A 20248-nucleotide genomic window follows, 5' to 3' on the forward strand; every position below is an offset into this window, starting at 1 on the left:
CGTCAGACGAGGGCGGTGGCCTCCTCCAGGGTGAGGCCGCCGCCCTCGGCGTACGCCGCCTCGTACGCGGTGTCGCCGAGCGCCTTCCGGGCCAGTTCCTCGGCCCGGGCGGCGTCTTCCCGTTCGGTGACGACGGGCACATGGCGCTCCGGCAGCAGGGCCCGGTAGGCGCCGAGCAGCCGGGCCGCATCGGCGGCCCGCTCCGGCCCCCCGAGCCCGGCCAGCGCCGCGGCTCCCATCATCAGGAAGACCGCCGGCATCTGCGGGGCCACCAGCAGGGCGAGCGGGTCCCGCATGGTGACCAGGGCCTGCCGGAGCACCGTACGGGTGTGTTCGTACGCGCCCTCCTGGTTGTTCAGCCAGGCCGTCACCGCGAACACGTAGGCGTCGAACACGGCGTACACGCCGTACGAGAACTCCTCGGTCAGGAGCTCCAGCTGGGCCCGGGCCTCGGCGAGCCGGCCGGTCCGGCCGAACCGGGTGGCGAGGAACATCCGGGCGGCCGGCATGGCCTCGTTGCCGAACCGCTGCCGTCCGCCGACGATCTCGGTGAGGATCTCCTCCCCCTCCGCCGCCTCGCTCTCGCCCTGCTCCGAGAGCGCCCCGGCCAGCCGCACCCGCAGCACCGTGACCTGGCCCTGGGCGCCGAGCCGTTCGGCGTGCCGGATGGCGGCCCGGAAATCCTCGGCGGCGCGGACGTACTCCCCCCGCTTCTCCCTCGATTCGGCGCGGGCCGCGAGCGCCTCGGCGCAGCCCCAGTCGTCACCGAGATCCCGGAAGACCGCCAGGCTCTCCTCGGCGTCGCGGGCCACGTTCCCGGCCCAGTCGGCCCGGTTGGACATCACATTGGCGCGCAGCTGGAGCGCGGAGGCCAGCTCCCAGCGGTGGCCGAGCCCCCGGGCGGTGTCCACGGTGGCGTTGATGACCTGCTGGAGCAGCACCGTATCCCCGGCGATCATCACGGCGAAGACCCACAGTGCGGCGGGGGCCCGGCAGGTCTGCGGCATGCCGGGGACGTAGGCCTCCAGCATCCCGTCCAGCTGGACCCGTACATCGGGGGCGTTCCAGTCGGCCTTGCTCTGGTCGCGGGAGGCGAGCCGGATCATCTGGATGCCGCGCCAGGCCTCGGTGAGCAGCTCGCCGGTATAGGGCGGGGGCGTGTCGACGATCCGGTCGTAGACCGGCAGGGCCGGGACCACCGGCTGTTGGAAGGGGTCGGGGCCGAGGGCGGCGGTGGCCTCGGACCAGTGCCGGGATTCGGTGCGGAGGTCGTGCATGTGCCAGTACCAGACCAGGCTGTGCACCAGGCAGAGGGCTTCGTCCGCCTCCTCCGCGGCGATGGCGCGGCGCATGGCGGTGCGGAGGTTCTCGTACTCGGTGGCGATGGTCCGGGCGGCGGCGCGCTGCCGCCGGCCGCGGAACAACGGCTCGGTGGTCCGGGCCAGTTCCCGGTAGTGGACCAGATGCCGGTGCTCGGTGTCGGCCTTGTCCCCGGGGGTTTCGGCGAGCCGCTCGGCGGCGTATTCGCCGACGGTCTCCAGCAGCCGGTAGCGCATCTCCCCCTCGGCCGCGGGGGTGGCCACGACCAGGGATTTGTCGACGAGGGCGCCGAGCTGCCCGGCCACGTCGGCGGCGGCACCGGCGGCGGCACCCGCTCCCCCGGTGGCCGGGTCCGCGCAGACGGCCTCGGCCGCGGCCAGGTCACAGCCGCCGGCGAACACCGACAGCCGGCGCAGCACGGTGCGTTCGTGCTCGTCCAGCAGGTCCCAGGACCAGTCGACCACCGCGCGCAGGGTCTGCTGGCGGGGCAGTACCGTACGGCTCCCGCTGGTCAGCAGCCGGAACCGGTTGTCGAGCCGGTCGGCGATCTGCCGCGGGGAGAGCAGCCGCAGCCGGGCCGCGGCCAGCTCGATGGCCAGCGGCAGTCCGTCCAGCCGGCGGCAGATCTCCGCGGCGGCGGCCGGGTCGTCGGCCACGCTGAATCCGGGCCGGGCAGCCGCCCCCCGGTCCTGGAGCAGCCGCAGGGCGACGGGGTCGGGCAGCGGGTCCACCGGCCGCAGCAGTTCGCCGGGCACGCCGAGGGGCTCCCGGCTGGTGGCCAGGATCCGCACCCCCGGGCAGCGCACGAGCACCTCCTCGGCCAGCCGTGCCGCCGCGCCGATCACGTGCTCGCAGTTGTCCAGGAGCAGCAGCAGCCGGCGGCCGGCGCAGAACTCGGCGAGCCGTTCCAGCGGATCGTCGCCGGTCCGGTCGGTCAGGGCCCGCAGCTCGTCGGCGGCGCTGCCGCGCAGTTTCGTCTCGCGGGCGCCGAGGGCGGCCAGGGTGGCCTCCGCGACGTCGTCGGGGTCGTCGACCGGCGCGAGCTCGACCAGCCACACCCCGTCCGGCCAGCCGGCTCCCCCGGTCGTGCCGCCGCTGCCGTGCGCCTCGGCGGCCTCCTGCGACAGCCGGGTCTTCCCGGCCCCGCCGGGGCCGAGCAGGGTGACCAGGCGGGCCCGGGCGAGGTCCTGCCCGATCAGCCGGATGTCGTCCTCCCGGCCGACGAAAGTGGTGAGCCGGGCCCGCAGATTCCCGGCGGGCGCGGCGGAGCCGCCGGGTCCCGCTTCGGCCGGTGCGGCCGGTGCGGCCGGTATGGCGGGCCCGTGTGGGCCGGCCGGGTTCAGGAGTTCCGTCTGGAGCTCGCGCAGGCCCGGGCCGGGGTCGGTGCCGAGCCGGGCGGCCAGGTCGCGGCGGACCTCCTCGTAGGCGGCGAGGGCCTCGGCCGGGCGCCCCGTCTCGCGCAGCGCCCTGATCCGCAGGGCCTGCAGGGGTTCGTCCAGGGGGCGTTCCGCGCAGAGGGCGGTGAGCTCGGGGAGGACCCGGTCCGCCCGGCCCAGGGCCACGGCCGCGGTGAGCCGGCCCCGGCGGGCGTCCATCCGTACGGTTTCCCAGCGCGCGGCCTCATGGCCCGCGGCCGGCAGATCGGCGAAGGCGGGGCCCCGCCAGAGCGCGAGAGCCTCGCGGTAGAGCTCCTCGGCCCGGCCCGGGTCGTCGGCCGCCAAGGCGCGGCCGGCGGCGCGGGCCAGGTCCTCGAAGCGGAACAGGTCGACGTCCTCGCGGTCGGCGGCGAGCCGGTAGCCCCGCCCGCCGGAGGCCACGGCCGCATGCCCGACGGCCCGCCGCAGCCGGCCGACCAGCGCCTGGAGCGCCGCGACCGCATCCGCGGGCGGGTCGGCGTCCCCCTCCCCGCCCCACACATCGGCCACCAGCACCTCGGCGGGCACCGCCCGCCCCGGCCGCAGCGCCAGCGCGGTCAGCAGGGCCCGCAGGCGCGCACCGCCGAGCGCGACGGGGCTTCCGTCGTCCCGCTCCGCCTGGGTTGTCCCGAGAATCGCATAACGCACCGACCCATTGTCACCGCCCGGGCGGCAGTGCCCCTGTGAATATCAGCCTGGGCCGTCCGGGTATGTTGCGGCGCATGGGTCATTCGGCGCGCCGCAGCGAGCGGCAGATCAGTCCGGTCTTCCTCGGAATCGTTGCGATCATGGCCGTGACCGGCTGGGCCGTCTGGACCGGCTATGCCAGCAGCGCCGGTCTCGCGATCTTCCTGTTCGTGACCTCGGCGTGGATCGTCTCGCTCTGCCTGCACGAGTACGCGCATGCCCGCACGGCGCTGCACAGCGGCGATCTGACGGTCGGCGCCAAGGGGTACCTGACGCTCAACCCGCTCGCCTACACCCATGCGCTGCTGAGCATCGTGCTGCCGGTGCTGTTCGTGATCCTCGGCGGTCTGGGCCTGCCCGGCGGGGCGGTGTACATCGAGCGCGGCCGGATCCGCAAGCGCTGGCAGCACAGCCTGATCTCGGCTGCGGGCCCGCTCACGAACGTGGCCTTCGCGGCAATCTGCACCGCGCCGTTCTGGCTGGACGCGCTGGAGGGGGTGCCGTACGCCTTCCGCTTCGCGCTGGCCTTCCTGGCCCTGCTCCAGGTCTCGGCGGCGATCCTGAACTTCCTGCCGGTGCCGGGCCTGGACGGCTACGGGGTGATCGAGCCCTGGCTGTCGTACTCGGTGCGGCGGCAGGTGGAGCCGCTGGCGCCGTTCGGCCTGCTCCTCGTCTTCGCGCTGCTGTGGATCCCGGAGGTCAACCGGCTCTTCTTCGACTTCGTGCACGGCCTGCTGAGCGGGCTCGGTGTCTCTGACCTGGAGTCCTACTGCGGCTGGGACCTCTACCGCTTCTGGCAGGACGCCCCGGAGATCTGCCAGGTCACGGAGTGATCCGCGCGGCTCCCCCGGCCTGGGCGGCCTGCGCGGCCTTCTCGGCCTTCGCCTTGCGGAGGTAGAAGTAGGCGAGGTTGGAGGTCACCCCGGCCATCAGCACCCAGATGATCCCGAGGAAACTGCCCTCCACGAAGGCGACCACGGCCGCGGCCACGGAGAGCGCGCAGACGACAAGGGCGAACACGGCAAGGCGGGGCATGGGATGAGGCTCCTCGGGGACACTGGGGGGTTATGCCCCTCCAGTGTCCCCCATCCCCCGCAGGGATCCTGTAAGCCCCTGCCTCCCTGCGCTTTCGCTCAGACGTCCGTGACGCGCAGGCCGGCGTGGGCCTTGTAGCGGCGGTTGACCGAGATCAGGTTGGCGACCAGGGATTCGACCTGGTGGGCGTTGCGGAGCCGGCCCGAGAAGACTCCCCGCATGCCCGGGATGCGGGCGCACAGGGCCTGGACCAGATCGGTGTCGGCGCGGGACTCGCCGAGGACCATCACGTCGGTGTCGATCTCCTCGATGGACTCGTCCTGGAGCAGGACGGCCGAGAGGTGGTGGAAGGCCGCCGTGACCCGGGAGTCGGGCAGCAGGGCGGCGGCCTGCTGGGCGGCGCTGCCCTCCTCCGGCTTGAGGGCGTAGGCGCCCTGCTTGTCGAAGCCGAGCGGGTTGACGCAGTCGATCACGAGCTTGCCGACGAGTTCCCCGCGCAGCGCTTCCAAGGTCTTGGCGTGGCCGTCCCACGGCACCGCGATGATCACGACATCGCTGCGGCGGGCGCATTCGGCGTTGTCGGCGCCCTCGATGCCCAGGCCGAGCTCATCGGCGGCGGTCCGGGCGCGCTCGGCGGCCCGGGAGCCGATGATCACCTTCTGGCCGGCCCGGGCGAGCCGGTAGGCGAGGCCGCGGCCCTGGTCGCCGGTGCCGCCGAGGACGCCGACGACCAGGCCGGACACGTCCGGGAGGTCCCAGGGGTCCTTGGCCGGCGGCTTGCTGTTGCTGTCTGTGGAGGTCATGGGGGCGAGGGTACTGCCGGGTAGCGCAAGGCCGAACGGGTGAGGCGGCGCGAACCTGTCCCGGGTGCGCCGGGCGTCGGGCAGGATGCGGCGCATGGATGCCGTCAGGGTCGCGCTGCTGCGCGAGGTGCTCGCCGGTACCGAGTGGCCGGGTGCCGCCCGGCAGTTCGCCGGGTCGCTGCGGCGATCCGTGGTGCCCTCCGGCGGCCGGCTGCTGCTGGTGGGCACCGAGGCGTACGAGCCCTGGCACCTGGCGGCGCATCTGGTGGACGAGGCGGCCTGGTCCGGGCTGCCGGAGCTGGCCCCGACCCTGGTGCGGCACCGGGTGCTGCCCGGGGAGCCGCCGCACCTGTCGGTCGGGCTGGGGCGGCTGGAGGCGGCCGGGCGCGGGGCGACGCTGCTGGTGGTCGCGCCGGAGGAGCCCGGGCAGGGGCTGCTGGAGCGGGTGCACGGGGCGCGCCGGGCGGGGGCCACGGTGCTGTCCCTGGACGGCGGCGACCGGGAGCTGGGGAGCCTCGCGCACGAGGCGCTGTCGGTGCCGGCGGACGCGGACCTGGATCTGGACACCGTGCAGCACCTGGTCGGTGCGGCGGCCGGGGAGAACACCCTGCCGGTGCAGCGCAGCGGCCCGCGGCGGTTCCGGGACCGGCTGGCGCGGCTGGCCGATCAGCTGACCGCGCCGCCGCCCAGCCGCTGGTAGCGCCCCTGCCGCGGACGACCCGTAGGACCCGCAGGACCCGTACGACCACGGACGGGTCCTACGACGACGTCCCGGTGCCTTCGTCCTCCTCGCCGGACTTGTCGTTCCACTTGGGGTCGGTCTGCCACTCCAGATTGCGCTCCTGCGCGGTCTCCATGGCGTGGGCCGCCTCCTCCGGGGTCTCGTACGGACCGAAACGGTCCTTGGCCGGGCACTCCGGCCCCTCCTCGACCTTGTGGTGGACCAGGCAGTAGTACCACTCGCCCGCCTTGCCGACCTGGCGCTTCTTGAACAGGGCCATCCGGTGCTCCTTCCTCTGCCGCCATGCTGCCCGAAACCCGCTGGATACACTCGCTTGCATGTCTGGCCAGTCGCTGCTCGTACCAGGGGAGCTCTCTCCCACCCGTTCCGTTCCCGGAAACATCCGCCGGCCCGAGTACGTGGGGAAGCCCGCGCCCACTCCCTACCAGGGGCCGGAGGTGCAGACGCCCGAGACCATCGAGGCGATGCGCATCGCCGGCCGGATCGCCGCTCAGGCGATGGAGGAGGCCGCCAAGCTGATCGCACCCGGGGTGACCACCGATGAGCTGGACCGGGTGGCGCACGAGTACATGTGCGACCACGGTGCCTACCCGTCGACGCTGGGGTACCGGGGCTTCCCGAAGTCGCTGTGCTCCTCGGTGAACGAGGTCATCTGCCACGGCATCCCGGACTCCACGGTGCTGCAGGACGGCGACATCGTGAACCTGGACGTCACGGCGTACATCGGCGGGGTCCACGGGGACAACAACGCCACCTACCTGTGCGGGGAGGTGGACGAGGAGTCGCGGCTGCTGGTGGAGCGCACCCGGGAGGCGCTGAACCGGGCGATCAAGGCCGTCAAGCCGGGCCGTCAGATCAACATCATCGGGCGGGTCATCGAGTCGTACGCGAAGCGCTTCGGCTACGGCGTGGTGCGGGACTTCACCGGGCACGGCATCAACTCGTCCTTCCACTCCGGTCTGATCATTCCGCACTACGACAGCCCGCACGCGACCACCGTCATCGAGCCCGGGATGACCTTCACCATCGAGCCGATGCTGACCCTGGGCACGCACGAGTACGACATGTGGGCGGACGGCTGGACCGTGGTGACCAAGGACCGGAAGCGGACGGCGCAGTTCGAGCACACCCTGGTGGTGACGGACAGCGGGACGGAAATCCTCACACTCCCGTAGGTCTTTCGAGGTTTTACCAACGCGGAGTCGGGAACAAGTTTTACCGACAGAGCGTCGGGAACACATTGACTTAGGTAAGCCTAAGTAGCAGGATCGGGTGTGGCGGCGCTGCCGCCACGCCTGGTTCGCCTTCCTCTGGAGGTCCTGTCTTGGACGCCTTCTCTACGGTCATCCGCGTCGCGTCGCACGAACAGCACACCGAGGCCGAAACCTCGACCTTCATGAGCGATCTGCTGGGCGGCCGGCTCGGAGTGGACGCGTACGCGCGCTACACCGAGCAGCTGTGGTTCGTCTACCAGGCCCTGGAGGACGGCGCCGAGGCCCTGAGGGACGACCCGGTCGCCGGCCCGTTCATCCGGCCGGAGCTGATGCGGCTGGCCGAGATCGAGCGCGACCTGGCACACCTGCGCGGCCCGCAGTGGCGCGAGACCCTGGCCGCCCTGCCCGCCACCCGCGCCTATGCGGACCGGGTCGCGGAATGCGCGGCCGGCTGGCCCGGCGGCTATGTGGCCCACCACTACACCCGCTACCTCGGCGACCTCTCCGGCGGCCAGATCATCCGCGACAAGGCGGAGCGGACCTGGGGCTTCGAGCGCAAGGGCGACGGCGTCCGGTTCTACGTCTTCGAGTCGATCGCCAACCCCGCGGCCTTCAAGCGCACCTACCGGGAGCTGCTGGACGCGATCGCCGCGGACGACCTGGAGAAGCAGCGCATCATCGACGAGTGCAAGCGGGCCTTCGACTTCAACGGCGCGGTCTTCCGCGAACTGGGCGACCAGTTCCCCCAGTCCGCCTGAACCCTCCCCGCTTCGTCTTCTCGCCGCGTACCGGTCAGGAGGCGAAGCGGACCCGGCCGCCGATCTCCACGGTGCCGTCCGGCCCGGGAGCCGTGAGTATCTGGGAGCCGGCGCCCTGGGTGATGTTCAGGGCGCGGTTCAGCTCCGCCGTGAGCAGCAGCGCCGCCGAGCCGGTGGCCTCGTCCTCCACGATGATGCCGTCCGCCCGCCGCGGGAACCCGCGGGCGCGGACGCGCCCCGCCCTTTCGTCCTCCCACGCCCATGCGTAGAGCCAGCCCTCGCCCGGCGGCGGGGCCGGCAGGGCGTTGACCTCGGCAGGACTGCCGTACTGCCGGGTGTGTTTGGCCGTGACCCACTCGGGGCGGGCCGTGATCCAGGTGAACTCGCCGTCGTCGCGCGCCCACACCGGCCCGGCCGGCGGGTTGAGCTCCTCGATGTCCAGCAGCCAGGCGACCCCGACCAGCGGGTGTCCCGCGAAGGACATCCGGGTACCGGGCGTGCGTATGTCGACGACCCCGCGCTCGGGATCGTCGACGAACACCGTCTCGCTATAGCCGAGTTCGGCGGCAAGGGCCTGCCGGGCCGCGTCGTCCGGGCAGTTCCGCCCATCCCGCACCACACCCAGCAGGTTGCCGTGCCGCCCGTCGCCCGCACAGAAGACCTTGAGCACATCGAGATCGTTCACGCGGGCATTGAAACACGGTCAGACGACGGTCAGACGCCGGACGTCCGGCGCCGACGGGCGGCGAACACCGCACCCGCGCCGGCCGCAACCACCACACCGGAGGCCGCGAGCAGGCTGCCGGCCGGGATCTCGGCGCCGGTGGCGGCCAGGTTGCCGCCGACGGAACCGGCCCCTCCGGCGCTGCCGCTGCCGCTGCCGCCGGTCCCGCCGCTGCCCCCGGCGGTGCCGGACGGGAGGTTGACGTCCCGGTCCACCGCCACCGAGAGGGTCAGCGGGTCCACCGCCTGACCCTTCTGGTACATCGAGCCGCTGGCGCCGTTGGCGAACACGGCCGCGCCCTCCGAAGTGAAGGCGGCCGGCACGGAGTTCAGCGTGAGCACCCCGCCCTTGGTCCGGTAGTCGGCCTTCGAGAGGTCGAGGGTGGCGAACGGCACTCCGGTGCGGGTACCGGAGGCCGTCTTGACGTCGAGGACCAGGGTGCCGGTCTTCCCGGCCGCGGTGACCCGCAGGTTGCTGAAGGTCATGTCGATGCCGTGGGCGGCGTAGAGGAAGCGCAGGCTTCCGTTGAACGAGGCGGTCAGCTTCTTGTTCTTGGCGTCGAGTTCGCCCTTGCCGAGGGCGAAGTCGAAGAGTTCGCCGTTCTTGACGGCCCCGCCGGCCGGGGTGACCGAGCCGCCCGCACCCTGCACATAGCGGCGGAAGGATTCCTTCATGCCCCAGGTGGCCTTGCCGCTGAGGATCTTCTGCGGGCCGTCGGCGGCCGGCTTGGTGGTCTGCGCCGGGGGCTTGGTCGGGGTCGCGGTGGCGGTCTTGGTGGGAGCGGGCTTGGTGGGGGCGCCCGAGGGGCTCGGCTTCGTGGACGGCGAGCCCGAGGGCTGCGGCTTGGGCTTCTCGTACTCCGGCTGCACGGTGAGCGGGTCGCCGGCCTTGTTCTCGTACGAGGCGGAGCCGAGGGCGTCCGCCGCCTGCTTGGTGAGGGTGGTGGCCAGCTTGTCCATCGCCGGCCCGGTGAAGGCCACGGTCGCCAGCGGCACGTCCTGGTCGGTCTTGCCGCCCTTGGTGACGTCCGCGGTCACCTTCTTGGTGCCGGAGTCGATGCGGAAGTCGGAGAGCTTGACCTCGAAGCCGTGGCCGGTGGGCGGGGCCGGCGAGAAGAAGGTGACGCTGCCCTTGAAGGCCGCCTTCACCACGCTGGTGGCCGGGTCGTACTGGCCGGTGGCCGAGCCGAACCGGAAGGTGCCGTCGGCGTTCCGCGCGGCCCCGTCCGCAACCGTGATCTTTCCGGCCGCCATGCCCGTCACGTAATTGCGGTAGCTCTCCTTCACGCCCCAGTCGAGGGTGCCGTTGATGATCTTCTTCACCGGGGCGGCGGGCCGTTCCGCGGCGACCGCCGGGAGCATCAGGGCGGTCGCGCCCAGGGCGGCGGCGGTCAGGGTGGCGGCGGTCAGGGTGGCAGCCGCGACGGCGATCGGGTGGCGGTGGGACGAGGACATGGCTGGAGTTCTCCTGAACATGGCCGGAAAAGGGTGGGTGTGAGGCGAGAAAGATCGGTCAGTCCTGTGGGACGGAACCGCGGCGCTTGCGGACGATCAGGTACGCGGCACCGCCGGCCAGGACCAGGAGGGCGGCGCCGAGGGCGACGTACAGCCCGGTGGACGAGGTCTCCTCGGCCTGCCCGGCCTGCCCGGTCTTCGGGGCGGCGGGCGCGGTGGCCTTGCTCGCGTCCGGGGCGGGGGCGGGCGTCGGCGAGCCGGTGGAGCCGAGGTCGGGCAGGGCCGGCAGTTTTGCGGCCGGGTCCAGCGCGACGGCGAGGGACACCGGGTCCATCTCCGTCCCTGCCTTGTACATCGAGTTGAAGGCCTTGGAGCCCGCCTCGGTGAGGGTGGCGGGGGCTTCGGTCAGGACGGCGAGCTGCCCCTCGGTCTTCAGGCCCTTGGCGTCGAACTCCACCAGGGGGACCGCCGGTTGGGTGGCCCCTGCGGTGGTCACGTCGGCGGCGAGGACGCCCTTGCCGTTCTCGACCCGGACGGCGACCTTGCCGAGCAGGAGGTCGAGGTGCGCCCCGGTGAAGTGGACGGTCCCGGCGAAGGCCGCGTCAAGGGTTCCCTTCCGGCCGTCGTACGCGCCCTTGCCCTGCGGGAAGCGGAACAGTGCCCCGCCGTCCTGGGCGCCCCCGGCGAGCGTCCACTTGCCCTGCCCGATCGAGCCGGTGACGTACTCGCGGAAGGTCCGGCGGACCCCCCAGTCCACGGCCGCGTCGGCGAAGGAGCCCGGCGCGGCCTGGCTGCTCGGGGGTGCGGCCGGGGGCGAGGTGGGCGGGCCGGCGGCTCCGTCCCGTACGTCGACGGAGAGCGAGACCGGGTCGAGCCGGGTACCGGCCGGGTAGTAGCCGGCGAAGGAGGCGGCGCCCTGCTCGGTGAGGGTGGCCGGGACGTTGTTCAGGGCGACGGGGCTGCCGCCGCCCGTCATCCGGATGCCGCCCAGGGACAGTGCGGCGAAGGGCACCTGGGAGCGGGTGGTGACCGTTCCTGTGTCCTTGGCCTTGCCGGTGACGTCCACGTGGAGGGTGCCCTTGCCGCCCGCGATCCGGACGGTGGGCCGGCTGAGAGTGAGGTCCAGTTCGTACGAGCCGTCGGGCTTGGCGTGGCCCTGGAACTGGACCCCGCCGGTGAAGGCGGCGTCGAGGGATCCGGCATCGGGGTCGTAGGAGCCGGCCGCGGAGTGGAAGCGGAACAGGCTGCCGCCGACCGTGGCGGCTCCGCTCTTCAGCCGGAAAGCGCCTTTCCCGATGGGCCCGGTGACATAACTCTGGAACGAGGACTTGATGCCCCAGTCGAGCCGGCCGCCCTGCACTGTACGGCCCGCCGCCTCGGCGGGGGCGGCGAGGGCGGCGGGGAGCAGGACGCCCAGCAGTGCCGCGAGCAGAACCACCGAGAGGGCCGGCGGCAGGACACTCCGCCGCGGCGACGGGGACACTGCGGACACTGCGAACGCACGGGCAGGTCTGACGGGCATGGAAAGTCCCCTCCAAGGTCTGGCAAGTGAGGTTAGGCTAACCTAAGCTTCACCCGCCCGGGTTTGGCAAGACCCCGGCTCCCAGAACCTCAGCCGGACGACAGGACGGTGCCTTCGTGCCTACGCCCGCCGCTTCAACCCGCCTTCCCCGCCTGGCTGTTGTGCTGGCCTCCGCAGTGACCGCACTGGCCCTGGCGGTGACCGGATGCGCAGGGAACGCCGCCGGCCCGGGCCCATCGGCCCGGCCGGCCGCCGCACCGGACCGGGTGGAGCCGCTCGCATCGGTGCCGGTGCCGGCGCTGCCGGCGACCGTCCCCTCGGCCGACGGCCGGCAGGTCACCGTCACCTCGGCGGACCGGATCGTTCCGCTGACCGGCAGCCTCAGCGAGATCGTGTACTCGCTGGGTCTGGGCCGGCAGGTGGTGGCCCGGGACATCACCACCACCTTCGAACAGGCCGCGCAGCTGCCGGTGGTGACACGAGCCCATGACGTCTCGGCGGAGAGCGTGCTCTCGCTGCGCCCGACCCTGGTCCTCGCGGAGACCACCACCGGCCCGGCCGAGGCGGTGCAGCAGATCCGCGACGCGGGCATCCCGCTGCTGGTGGTGGCCCCGGCCAAGTCCCTGGACGACGTACCGCAGCGGATCGGCGCGGTGGCGCAGGCGCTGGGCGTGCCACAGGCCGGGGAACAGCTGAGGCAGCGCACCGCCGACCGGATCACCACCGCCGCCAAGGAGATCCCCGCAGCAACAGACTCAAACACCTCGAAGAAGCCCCGAGTGGCCTTCCTCTACCTGCGCGGCACCGCCTCCGTGTACATGCTGGGCGGCGCCCAGTCCGGCGCGGCCTCGCTGCTGGAGGCGGCCGGCGCGGTGGACGCGGGCAAGGAGTCGGGCCTGGCCAAGGACTTCACCCCGATCACCAGCGAAGCCCTGGCCGCCGCCGCGCCCGACGCGATCCTGGTCATGGCCAAGGGCCTGGAGTCGGTCGGCGGGATCGACGGCCTGGTCAAGATCCCGGGCGTGGCCCAGACCCCGGCCGGGATGGACCGCCGGGTGGTCACCGTGGACGACGGAATCCTCCTCAACTACGGCCCCCGCACGGACCAGGTCCTGACCTCCCTGATCGCCCAGCTCCACCACCCCGACAAGGCATAACCGGTGACCCTCCCCTACGACCCGACCAAGCCGGCGCAATCGCCGGAGAACACCCCGACGGAACCCGAGGTGGGCACCCCGCCGGAACCCGGGGTCGGAACCCCGACGGCGAACCCGACCGGGACCCCGGCGGGACCCGAGGCAGAAACCCCGACGGGCACTACGGCCGGAGCCCCGGCAAGGACCCCGGCAGGGCCCAAAGCCGGAACCCCGGCGGGGCCCACGGCGGCACCCAAGCCCGGCGCCACGCCCGGCGCCACGGCCCGAAACCCGGCGGGCCCCGAGGCCGGAACATCGGCGGAACCCGGCGCCGAAACCCCAGCGGATCCGCGGGCCGGCATCCCGGCGGGACCCGGGGCAGCGCCCAAGCCCGGCGTCCCGGCGGGCGCCACGGCGGGGCCTCAGCCCGGGAACCGGGCCGGGACCCCGGCGGGACCCGAGGCCGATACCCCGGCGGAGCCGAAGGCGCGCACGCGGCTTCGGCGTGGCACCGGGCTCGCCCTCGGCATGCTCGCCGCCCTGCTTCTCCTCGCCCTGCTGTCCGCAGGACATGGCGCGTACCGGATCCCCACCGCCGACGTCCTGAGCTCCGTCCAGTACCGCCTCGGCCTCGGCGGAGCTCCGCTCGACCGGGTCGCCGAGAGCGTGCTGTGGAACGTACGGCTGCCCCGCGTGGTGCTCGCGCTGCTCGTCGGCGCGAGTCTCGGCTGCGCCGGCGCGCTCATGCAGGGCGTGTTCGGGAACCCGCTCGCCGAGCCCGGGGTCATCGGGATCTCGGCGGGCGCCGCCGTCGGCGCGGTCGCCGCCATCGCATTCGGGCTGTCCTTCCTCGGCAACTGGACCGTCACCGCCTGCGCGTTCGCCGCCGGACTGGTCACCGTCGGCTCCGTCTACCTGCTGTCCCGCAGCGGCGGGAAGACCGAAGTCGTCACCCTCATCCTCACCGGCATCGCCGTCAACGCCTTCGCCGGCGCCCTGATCGGCCTGTTCGTCTTCTTCGCCGACAGCGGCCAGGTCAACCAGATCACCTTCTGGCAGCTCGGCTCACTCGCCCAGGCCACCTGGGCGAAGGTGCTCGCCGTACTCCCCTGCGCCCTCGCCGGGTTGCTCCTCGCCCCGCTCCACGCCCGCCGGCTCGACCTGCTCGCCCTCGGCGAACGCCCGGCCCGGCACCTCGGCGTGGACGTGGAGCGGCTGCGCCTCGCGCTGATCCTGCTGGTCGCCCTGCTCACCGCCGCGGCCGTCGCCGTCGCCGGCGTCATCACCTTCGTCGGCCTGCTGGTGCCGCACCTGCTGCGGATGGCCAACGGCCCGGGCCACCGCTTCCTGTTGCCCGGCAGCGCCCTCGCCGGAGCCCTGGTGCTGGTGGCCGGCGACCTGGCCGCCCGTACCCTCGCCCAGCCTGCCGAGCTGCCGCTGGGCGTGCTGACCGCCCTGCTCGGCAGCCCGTTCTTCTTCTGGCTGCTGCGCCGGACCCGCCGTAAGCAAGGAGGCTGGGCATGAAGCTGCTCGGCATGAGGCAGCTCGGCGGGCTGCTGCCCACCCGCGCCCGACGGAACCTGCCGGGCCCCGGCCCCACCGCACCCGGCACCCTCCTCGCCGAGACCGCCGGCCTGCACATCCGGCTCGGACAGCAGGAGGTGCTCGCCGGGGTCGACCTGGCCGTGCGGGCTGGCGAGGTGCTCGCCCTGGTCGGGCCGAACGGCGCCGGCAAGTCCACCCTGCTGGCCGCGCTCGCCGCGGACCTGCCCGCCGCCGCCGGCGAGGTACGGGTCGACGGACGCCCGGTCGGCGACTGGTCCGCCGCCGAGCTCGCGCTGCGCCGTGCCGTACTCCCCCAGTCGGCCGCGCTGTCCTTCCCGTTCGAGGTGGCGGAGGTGGTCCGGATGGGCCGCGCCCCCTGGGCCGGCACCCCGTACGAGGACGAGGACGAGGACGCCGTAACCACCGCCATGGCCGCCACCGAGGTCGCCGGGTTCGCAGCCCGGCCCTTCTCCGCGCTGTCCGGCGGGGAGCGGGCCCGGGTGGCCCTGGCCCGGGTGCTGGCCCAGCGGGCCCCGCTGCTGCTGCTCGACGAGCCGACCGCCGCACTGGACCTGCGCCACCAGGAGCTGGTCCTGCGGGTCTGCCGGGAACGGGCCGCGGCGGGCGACGCGGTGGTCGTCGTCCTCCACGACCTGGGGCTGGCCGCCGCCTACGCGGACCGGGCGGCCGTCCTGTACGGCGGACGGATCGCCGTGGCCGGACCGCCCGCCGAGGTGTTCGAGGACGGGCTGCTGAGCCGGGTCTACCGGCAGCCGGTGGAGGTGCTGGCCCATCCGCGGACCGGCGCACCCCTGGTGGTCCCCGTACGGGCCTGAGCGTACGGGCCTGAGCGCCGAGCGGCCCGAGGCCCCCGATAGGGTTCACACGGTCGGTGGGGACGGGCGGGGCGAGGGGCAGAGCAGGAGCCATGTGCAGCAGGCGGCAGCTGATGACGGCCCTGATGACGGCAACGCTGGTGACGGCGGCAGCAGCGACGGCCACCGGCTGCGCGGCGGACGCCGAGCCGGACCGCACCCCGTCGCCGAGAGCCGCGGCGGAGCGCGCGGCCCGGGTGGCACTGGACGGCTTCCTCGCCGCGTACAACCGTGCGGAGCAGTCCTCCGACGAGTCCCTGCTGGACCCGGTGGCCACCGGTCCGTACGCCGAGACGAAGAAGGCCGGGCTGCGGGCGAACCGGGCGCTCGCCCCGGCCGGGCCGCCCGAGTCGGAGCCGCTGCGCCTGACCGACCCGCAGTTCGCGATTCCGGAACACGGCGGGTTCTTCGTGGTGCACACCGACAGCAACCGCGACGAGGGCACCGACCGGGCGGACAGCCGGGTGGTGCTGGTGTTCACCCGGCCGGACCGGGCCGGCGCCTGGCGGGTCGCGTACGCCTCGGTGATCGGGCGGGCGGACCTCCCGGCGTTCCGGCTGACCCCGGCCGGCTGGGCGGAAGCCGTCGCCCCGGACGCCCGTGACGTATCGGTCCCGCCCGCCGAACTGAGCCGCCGCTACGCCCGCCTGCTGACCGACGGCACCCTGGACGGCTTCGCCCCGGGCAGCGCCACCACCGGCCGCCGCGCCGTCCGGGCACGGGATGCCGAACAGCCCGGCCTGACGGCCCGGTTCGAGGACCGGCCGGCCGACGAAGGGGCGTACGCGCCGGTGGCACTGCGGACCGAGAACGGCGGCGCACTGGCCTTCTTCGCCTCCCGCCACATCGACCGGCTGACCCTCGACCCGACGGCGGAGGGCGCGGTCTCCCCGCTGACCACGGGCGTCCGCGCCCTGATGCGCGGGGAGTTCACCGACACGCTGACCCGCGAGTCGGTGTCCACCCAGGCGGTGGTGCTGCCGCCGGCAACCGCCCCGGGCCGGGGCGCGGCGTTCGTCGCCCAGGCGCAGGGCGTGGTCGCGGCAACGGCTTCGTAGAACCGGCCGGTGAACGGATCACCAGAGCCGGTCGACGGCCCCCGAATACAGCGCGATCCGCACACCGGTGAACAGACGAAGATCCACCGCGCCTTCAGACCGGGGCCCCGGGACCGCCGCGAGGACCACCTTGTCGAACCCGGGATCGGCGGTGGTCAGCGGGTCCTCGGGGGTCCCGCCGACCAGCACGCTGCCGGGCAGCGGGGTGAACCCGGCCGCGCTGTAGAACGGCACGAGCGGCCGGTCACAGCTGAACAGCACGACATCGGCCGCCGCCGAACCGACGATCTCCTGGCGCGCGGCAGTTACCAGCCGGGCCCCGTACCCGCGCCCGCGCAGACTGCTCCGCGTCACGACCGCGCTGAGCCCGGCGGCCCGGTAGGTCCGGTCCGCGTGCCGGATGTCCTTGAACAGCAGCGCCAGCGAGGCGGCCACCGTCCCGTCCTCGTCGACCAGCGCCATCACCCGTGGCGCGAGCGCCGGATCGTGGCCCGGGGTGGCCCCGGGCCAGGCCTCCGCCTCCAGCTCCGCGATCTGCCGGGCAATCCCGGCGGGCACCTCGGCCTCGGCCCAAACCCGTACGCCCGTCACCCGATCCTCCGTCACCCGATCCTGGCGCCCGCGCCACCCACCCGTACGCGCGGATCGCCCGCGCGCAGCTCGACGGTCAGCACGCCGGGCCGCCCCATGTCCTCGCCCTGGTGGAGCGTGAGCACGGCATCGGCTCCGACCAGCCCGAGCTCCCGGGCGTACGCCCCGAACGCGGCGGCGGCTGCACCGGTGGCCGGGTCCTCGACGACCCCGCCGACCGGGAACGGATCGCGTACGTGGAAGACGTCCGGGCCGGCCCGGTACACCAGCTGGACCGTGATCAGGTCCAGCCTCCGCATCAGCTCCTCCAGCCGCGTGAAGTCGTACGCGAGGTCAGCGAGCCGGGCCCGGGTGGCGGCGCCGAGCACCAGGTGCCGGGCGCCCGCGTAGGCGATCCGCGGCGGAATCTCCGGGTCCAGGTCGGCGGCGGGCCAGTCCAGCGCGGCGAGCGCCTCGGCGAGATCGGCGGCGCCGATGTCGTCGATGTGCGGCTCGACGCTGGTGAGGGTGGCGCGCAGGCCGTCCCCCTCGGCCACCACCGAGACCGGAACCGGCCCTGCCTGGGTCGAGAACAGCAGCTCACCGGGGCCGATCCGCTCGCCCAGCGCCACGGCGGTGGCCACGGTGGCATGCCCGCAGAACGGGACCTCCGCCTTGGGGCTGAAGTACCGCACGGCAAAGGCCCGCCCGGCCTCCCCGCCCAGCCCCTCCGGGGGCGCGGTCAGAAAGGCGGTCTCGCTGTAGCCGAGCTCGGCGGCAATGCCGAGCATGGCGGCCTCGTCAAGCCCGGAGGCATCCAGCACAACCCCGGCCGGATTGCCACCGTCAGGGTCGGCAGAGAAGGCGGTGTAACTCAACACATCAGTCATGCCCACCCCAACTCCGCTCCCTGGCTGCTCATTCCCGGTGGCCGCCTGCACGGTTGTACGGGACTCCGAGCGCGGGCCAGCTCCGTCGCGTTGCCCGGATGTACGAGTCTCCCGGCGCGGGCCCGCTCCTTCGCCCCCCTCTCGGGACTGGGGCGGGCCGGGGTGTCCCGCCCGCCCCCCGCAGGCTTCGGCCGGACGGAGTCCGGTGGCGAGGCGGGGTACTTCGCCTCCGCTGGACGGAGCCCAGAGCCGGAGCCGCAGCTGCGGTGCCCGCAGCGTGGGCCCGCCGGCCGGTTGAGCAACACCCCCACTGGGCCGACTGGGACGGACCCCCGCCCTGCAGACCACGCGGGGTGGAGGGACGGCTTACCCGAGCCCCGACCCCGTCCGGCTGCCGGGCGGCGTCCCAGGGGGGCGGGTTTTCTCCTGGCCGGAATCAGGTGGTGTCCGGGGGCTGCCCGTCAGTCCTCACTGTCCTTCCGTGCCCGTCCGCCCTGTCAAGGGCGCTCCCTTCGGTCGCGTCGCTGCGCGATTCCGCTTCGCTCCACCCTTGACCGACCGGCCGGTCCCGGAAAGACAAGGACTGTCGGGAAGCCCCCGGGGGAGGGACGGCATGGGGAACGTGTCCCAGATACGGGCCCGCGAGGGTGCCCGGCCAGCGGCTCCCGCCCGACCGGCCGCCCTTGCGGGCGGAGAGCTCCATTTCCCCGAAGTCCAGACCTATTTGGCGAGGCGGAGCCCCAGGGCGCCCCGCGTCGCTACCCGCTCCGGCCGTCTCAGCGTCCCCAGACCGCCCGTGGCCGGACATAGGCCGCCTCAGATCGCCACGCGCTCCCGCCATCAGGCGGGCGACTGCAGATAGTTGGTGTAAGAGGTGTTAGGACTTGTCCGGCCGATCACGCGGCTGATCCGAGCACTAGTTCGTCTGGGAGGTCGGGAAACGGAAGCGCTGACCGGGGGAACTTCGTCGCGCCGGGCCTGGTAAAACACTGACCTGTGGGTATGCAGGAGCGCGAACGCAAGATACATCGGCCGCTGCGGCGGGCCGGCCTTGAGGTGATCCCGAACGCCGTGCCGGACGGCACGATGCCGTTCGTCTTCGGATACGCTCCCGAGGACATCGTCGGTGGCTTCTCTCACCGGTACGAGACCCCACGGCTTGTCGAGCGTCTCAACGAGGACTGGTACGACCTGGCTGCTTCCTCTGGCCTTTTCGACCAGCGGCGCGAGTTCCTCGTCCTGCTTCCAGAGGGCACCCGTACACACGGCGCATTCTTGCAGGACTTGCACTGGGGCCGCCGCGCCGCACCGGCGGTCTGGACTAAGGTCCGGCTCCTGGAGCGCTGGGACATCATGGGCCGGGGTGCGGCATCGGCGTTCCTCGGCATCCGCGCGGGCCATCCGGGCTTCGGCATGATGGCGCTCGACAGCAGCGTGTACCTCAGTTGCTCGACGGGTGAGAGGGGCGTCGACGTAGTCGCGGTGGGCCACCCGGACCGCTCGGCGAACATCCTGCGGCAGTTGGAATGGTTCGCGTCGTGGAAGGACAGCTCCGACCGCGAGTTGCAGGAGCGGATCGCTGTCTGGCTCGCGGGCCGCGCACCAAGTGATGTCAGCCGTTCCAAACGATGACCACGCGACCCCGGTGGCCGAGGCCGACAAGGTTGTCGCTGTCCAGCTGATCACGTGACTACTCCATTGCCCAGTCGTTCACGCGGTCATGGGGCGGGGTGACCTGACAGATGCCGAATGGGAGCGGCTTCGGCCGTTCCTGCCATTCAGTAATGGTCGTTGCGGCCGGTGGCGGGATCACCGACAAGTGATCAACGGGATTCTGCACCGGGTACAGACCGCGTGCAGTGGCATGACCTGCCCAAACGGTACGGCCCACGCCGCCTTTGGGACGAGGTCGCCACGGCCCACAGCTGGTGGCAGGATGCGGGCAGGCCCACCATTGACCGGTACGGCATGACGATCACCCCGACGGACGGCATACTCCGTGGTTGGACAGCCCGGGAATGAGCGTGCCGACGGGCCAGAGGAGGTGACCACCTTGGGCAGACACCGCCGCCCCGGAACACCTTCAGAATCGCAGTCATTGCCCGAGTCGGATCCGACGGACCCACTGGCCGCGTTCGAGGAGCGGCGTCGGCCGCCGATGGGCATCTCCCGGCGACACAGACCGGTGAACGGCGGGGCCGCTCACCTTCGGCCCGATGAAGCCCGACTCCTGCAACAGTGGGACGGATACACCTACGCTCTCGTCGGCACCGCAGCAAACCTGGCTGCTGCGCGCGCATGGGAACGGACACCACTGCGCAATGCCTCCTGACTGGTGTCCGACGGCTGCGCTTCCGTCGCCAGGAGGCCGGCAAGTCTGAGGGGGGACCGCCCTATAGCCGCCAGACCACCAGAATCCACGGTGGTCGGTCGGGTCCTGTATCCGGCCACGGATGGTCCGCAGACGCTGAGACGGCCGGAGCGAATAACGGTCGTTGGC

The 20248-nt window shown here is 73.0% G+C and carries 20 protein-coding genes; 11 read left to right on the forward strand and 9 right to left on the reverse strand.

Annotation, left to right across the window (positions count from 1 at the left end):
* Window positions 1-2: 2 nt before the first annotated feature.
* Complete coding sequence (locus tag ABT123_RS23860; RefSeq protein ID WP_351318058.1) at window positions 3-3383, reverse strand: ATP-binding protein; 3381 nt, start codon at window positions 3381-3383, stop codon at window positions 3-5.
* A 74-nt stretch (window positions 3384-3457) separates the two neighbouring features.
* Between ABT123_RS23860 and ABT123_RS23865 the strand changes: the two genes are divergently transcribed.
* The gene (locus ABT123_RS23865; protein ID WP_351318060.1) at window positions 3458-4255 is read left to right on the forward strand and encodes a site-2 protease family protein; all 798 of its coding nucleotides are present in this window, start codon (window positions 3458-3460) and stop codon (window positions 4253-4255) included.
* Here ABT123_RS23865 and ABT123_RS23870 read toward each other — a convergent pair.
* Window positions 4245-4457: a hypothetical protein gene (locus ABT123_RS23870; protein ID WP_351318062.1), complete on the reverse strand. Its 213-nt coding sequence runs from the start codon at window positions 4455-4457 to the stop codon at window positions 4245-4247. The genes ABT123_RS23865 and ABT123_RS23870 overlap by 11 nt on opposite strands.
* A gap of 98 nt (window positions 4458-4555) precedes the next feature.
* Window positions 4556-5260 (reverse strand): NADPH-dependent F420 reductase, encoded by a 705-nt coding sequence (gene npdG, locus ABT123_RS23875; RefSeq protein ID WP_351318064.1) that lies wholly within the window; start codon window positions 5258-5260, stop codon window positions 4556-4558.
* A 94-nt stretch (window positions 5261-5354) separates the two neighbouring features.
* Between npdG and ABT123_RS23880 the strand changes: the two genes are divergently transcribed.
* Window positions 5355-5960, forward strand: coding sequence for a hypothetical protein (locus tag ABT123_RS23880; RefSeq protein ID WP_351318066.1), 606 nt, complete (start codon window positions 5355-5357; stop codon window positions 5958-5960).
* 58 nt (window positions 5961-6018) lie between these two features.
* Here ABT123_RS23880 and ABT123_RS23885 read toward each other — a convergent pair whose 3' ends face one another.
* Window positions 6019-6261 carry a hypothetical protein gene (locus ABT123_RS23885; protein WP_351318068.1) on the reverse strand — a complete coding sequence of 81 codons (243 nt, stop codon included), beginning with the start codon at window positions 6259-6261 and terminating at the stop codon, window positions 6019-6021.
* A 58-nt stretch (window positions 6262-6319) separates the two neighbouring features.
* Here ABT123_RS23885 and map point away from each other — a divergent pair, with 58 nt between their 5' ends.
* Both map and ABT123_RS23895 read left to right on the forward strand, forming a co-directional pair.
* Complete coding sequence (gene map / locus ABT123_RS23890) at window positions 6320-7177, forward strand: type I methionyl aminopeptidase (RefSeq protein WP_351318070.1); 858 nt, start codon at window positions 6320-6322, stop codon at window positions 7175-7177.
* Window positions 7178-7326: 149 nt separating this feature from the next.
* Window positions 7327-7974 (forward strand): biliverdin-producing heme oxygenase, encoded by a 648-nt coding sequence (locus ABT123_RS23895; RefSeq protein WP_351318072.1) that lies wholly within the window; start codon window positions 7327-7329, stop codon window positions 7972-7974.
* Window positions 7975-8008: 34 nt separating this feature from the next.
* On the opposite strand, the gene ABT123_RS23900 is transcribed toward ABT123_RS23895, so the two are convergent.
* From ABT123_RS23900 to ABT123_RS23910, 3 genes are read right to left on the reverse strand one after another with little or no spacing between them, the layout of a single operon-like run.
* Entirely contained in the window at window positions 8009-8659 is a 651-nt protein-coding gene (locus tag ABT123_RS23900; protein ID WP_351318074.1) for a PhzF family phenazine biosynthesis protein, read from the reverse strand.
* Between the two features lie 29 nt (window positions 8660-8688).
* Complete coding sequence (locus tag ABT123_RS23905; RefSeq protein ID WP_351318076.1) at window positions 8689-10152, reverse strand: HtaA domain-containing protein; 1464 nt, start codon at window positions 10150-10152, stop codon at window positions 8689-8691.
* 58 nt (window positions 10153-10210) lie between these two features.
* Window positions 10211-11674 carry an HtaA domain-containing protein gene (locus ABT123_RS23910; protein WP_351318078.1) on the reverse strand — a complete coding sequence of 488 codons (1464 nt, stop codon included), beginning with the start codon at window positions 11672-11674 and terminating at the stop codon, window positions 10211-10213.
* A gap of 116 nt (window positions 11675-11790) precedes the next feature.
* Here ABT123_RS23910 and ABT123_RS23915 point away from each other — a divergent pair, with 116 nt between their 5' ends.
* From ABT123_RS23915 to ABT123_RS23930, 4 genes are all read left to right on the forward strand, one after another.
* On the forward strand, window positions 11791-12831 hold the full coding sequence (locus ABT123_RS23915; RefSeq protein WP_351318080.1) for a heme/hemin ABC transporter substrate-binding protein: 1041 nt from the start codon (window positions 11791-11793) through the stop codon (window positions 12829-12831).
* Between the two features lie 339 nt (window positions 12832-13170).
* Complete coding sequence (locus tag ABT123_RS23920; protein WP_502971031.1) at window positions 13171-14334, forward strand: FecCD family ABC transporter permease; 1164 nt, start codon at window positions 13171-13173, stop codon at window positions 14332-14334.
* Between the two features lie 11 nt (window positions 14335-14345).
* Window positions 14346-15191, forward strand: a complete 846-nt coding sequence (locus tag ABT123_RS23925; protein WP_351318214.1) for a heme ABC transporter ATP-binding protein — start codon at window positions 14346-14348, stop codon at window positions 15189-15191.
* Window positions 15192-15283: 92 nt separating this feature from the next.
* Window positions 15284-16288: an SCO2278 family lipoprotein gene (locus ABT123_RS23930; RefSeq protein WP_351318084.1), complete on the forward strand. Its 1005-nt coding sequence runs from the start codon at window positions 15284-15286 to the stop codon at window positions 16286-16288.
* A gap of 18 nt (window positions 16289-16306) precedes the next feature.
* Here ABT123_RS23930 and ABT123_RS23935 read toward each other — a convergent pair whose 3' ends face one another.
* Entirely contained in the window at window positions 16307-16894 is a 588-nt protein-coding gene (locus ABT123_RS23935; RefSeq protein WP_351318086.1) for a GNAT family N-acetyltransferase, read from the reverse strand.
* On the reverse strand, window positions 16891-17748 hold the full coding sequence (locus tag ABT123_RS23940; protein WP_351318088.1) for a PhzF family phenazine biosynthesis protein: 858 nt from the start codon (window positions 17746-17748) through the stop codon (window positions 16891-16893). Before ABT123_RS23940 ends, ABT123_RS23935 begins: the two co-directional genes overlap by 4 nt.
* A gap of 1002 nt (window positions 17749-18750) precedes the next feature.
* Between ABT123_RS23940 and ABT123_RS23945 the strand changes: the two genes are divergently transcribed.
* The 3 genes from ABT123_RS23945 (at window position 18751) to ABT123_RS23955 (ending at window position 20080) form a co-directional block, all read left to right on the forward strand.
* On the forward strand, window positions 18751-19380 hold the full coding sequence (locus ABT123_RS23945) for a hypothetical protein (RefSeq protein WP_351318090.1): 630 nt from the start codon (window positions 18751-18753) through the stop codon (window positions 19378-19380).
* 88 nt (window positions 19381-19468) lie between these two features.
* The gene (locus ABT123_RS23950) at window positions 19469-19720 is read left to right on the forward strand and encodes a transposase (protein ID WP_502971029.1); all 252 of its coding nucleotides are present in this window, start codon (window positions 19469-19471) and stop codon (window positions 19718-19720) included.
* Between the two features lie 72 nt (window positions 19721-19792).
* On the forward strand, window positions 19793-20080 hold the full coding sequence (locus ABT123_RS23955) for a DUF6087 family protein (RefSeq protein ID WP_351318092.1): 288 nt from the start codon (window positions 19793-19795) through the stop codon (window positions 20078-20080).
* Window positions 20081-20248: the final 168 nt, after the last annotated feature.

Origin of the sequence: Streptomyces sp. NPDC002054 (assembly GCF_040296685.1) — a bacterium.
Lineage (GTDB): Bacteria > Actinomycetota > Actinomycetes > Streptomycetales > Streptomycetaceae > Streptomyces.

What these genes read in the sequence shown, in the direction of transcription:
- ABT123_RS23865 (WP_351318060.1), top strand. Translation starts at nt 3,458, where the DNA reads ATGGGTCATTCGGCGCGCCGCAGCGAGCGGCAGATCAGTCCGGTCTTC.
- ABT123_RS23870 (WP_351318062.1), bottom strand. Translation starts at nt 4,457, where the DNA reads ATGCCCCGCCTTGCCGTGTTCGCCCTTGTCGTCTGCGCGCTCTCCGTG.
- npdG (WP_351318064.1), bottom strand. Translation starts at nt 5,260, where the DNA reads ATGACCTCCACAGACAGCAACAGCAAGCCGCCGGCCAAGGACCCCTGG.
- ABT123_RS23880 (WP_351318066.1), top strand. Translation starts at nt 5,355, where the DNA reads ATGGATGCCGTCAGGGTCGCGCTGCTGCGCGAGGTGCTCGCCGGTACC.
- ABT123_RS23885 (WP_351318068.1), bottom strand. Translation starts at nt 6,261, where the DNA reads ATGGCCCTGTTCAAGAAGCGCCAGGTCGGCAAGGCGGGCGAGTGGTAC.
- map (WP_351318070.1), top strand. Translation starts at nt 6,320, where the DNA reads ATGTCTGGCCAGTCGCTGCTCGTACCAGGGGAGCTCTCTCCCACCCGT.
- ABT123_RS23905 (WP_351318076.1), bottom strand. Translation starts at nt 10,152, where the DNA reads ATGTCCTCGTCCCACCGCCACCCGATCGCCGTCGCGGCTGCCACCCTG.
- ABT123_RS23910 (WP_351318078.1), bottom strand. Translation starts at nt 11,674, where the DNA reads ATGCCCGTCAGACCTGCCCGTGCGTTCGCAGTGTCCGCAGTGTCCCCG.
- ABT123_RS23925 (WP_351318214.1), top strand. Translation starts at nt 14,346, where the DNA reads ATGAGGCAGCTCGGCGGGCTGCTGCCCACCCGCGCCCGACGGAACCTG.
- ABT123_RS23930 (WP_351318084.1), top strand. Translation starts at nt 15,284, where the DNA reads ATGTGCAGCAGGCGGCAGCTGATGACGGCCCTGATGACGGCAACGCTG.
- ABT123_RS23940 (WP_351318088.1), bottom strand. Translation starts at nt 17,748, where the DNA reads ATGACTGATGTGTTGAGTTACACCGCCTTCTCTGCCGACCCTGACGGT.
- ABT123_RS23945 (WP_351318090.1), top strand. Translation starts at nt 18,751, where the DNA reads ATGCAGGAGCGCGAACGCAAGATACATCGGCCGCTGCGGCGGGCCGGC.
- ABT123_RS23950 (WP_502971029.1), top strand. Translation starts at nt 19,469, where the DNA reads ATGGGGCGGGGTGACCTGACAGATGCCGAATGGGAGCGGCTTCGGCCG.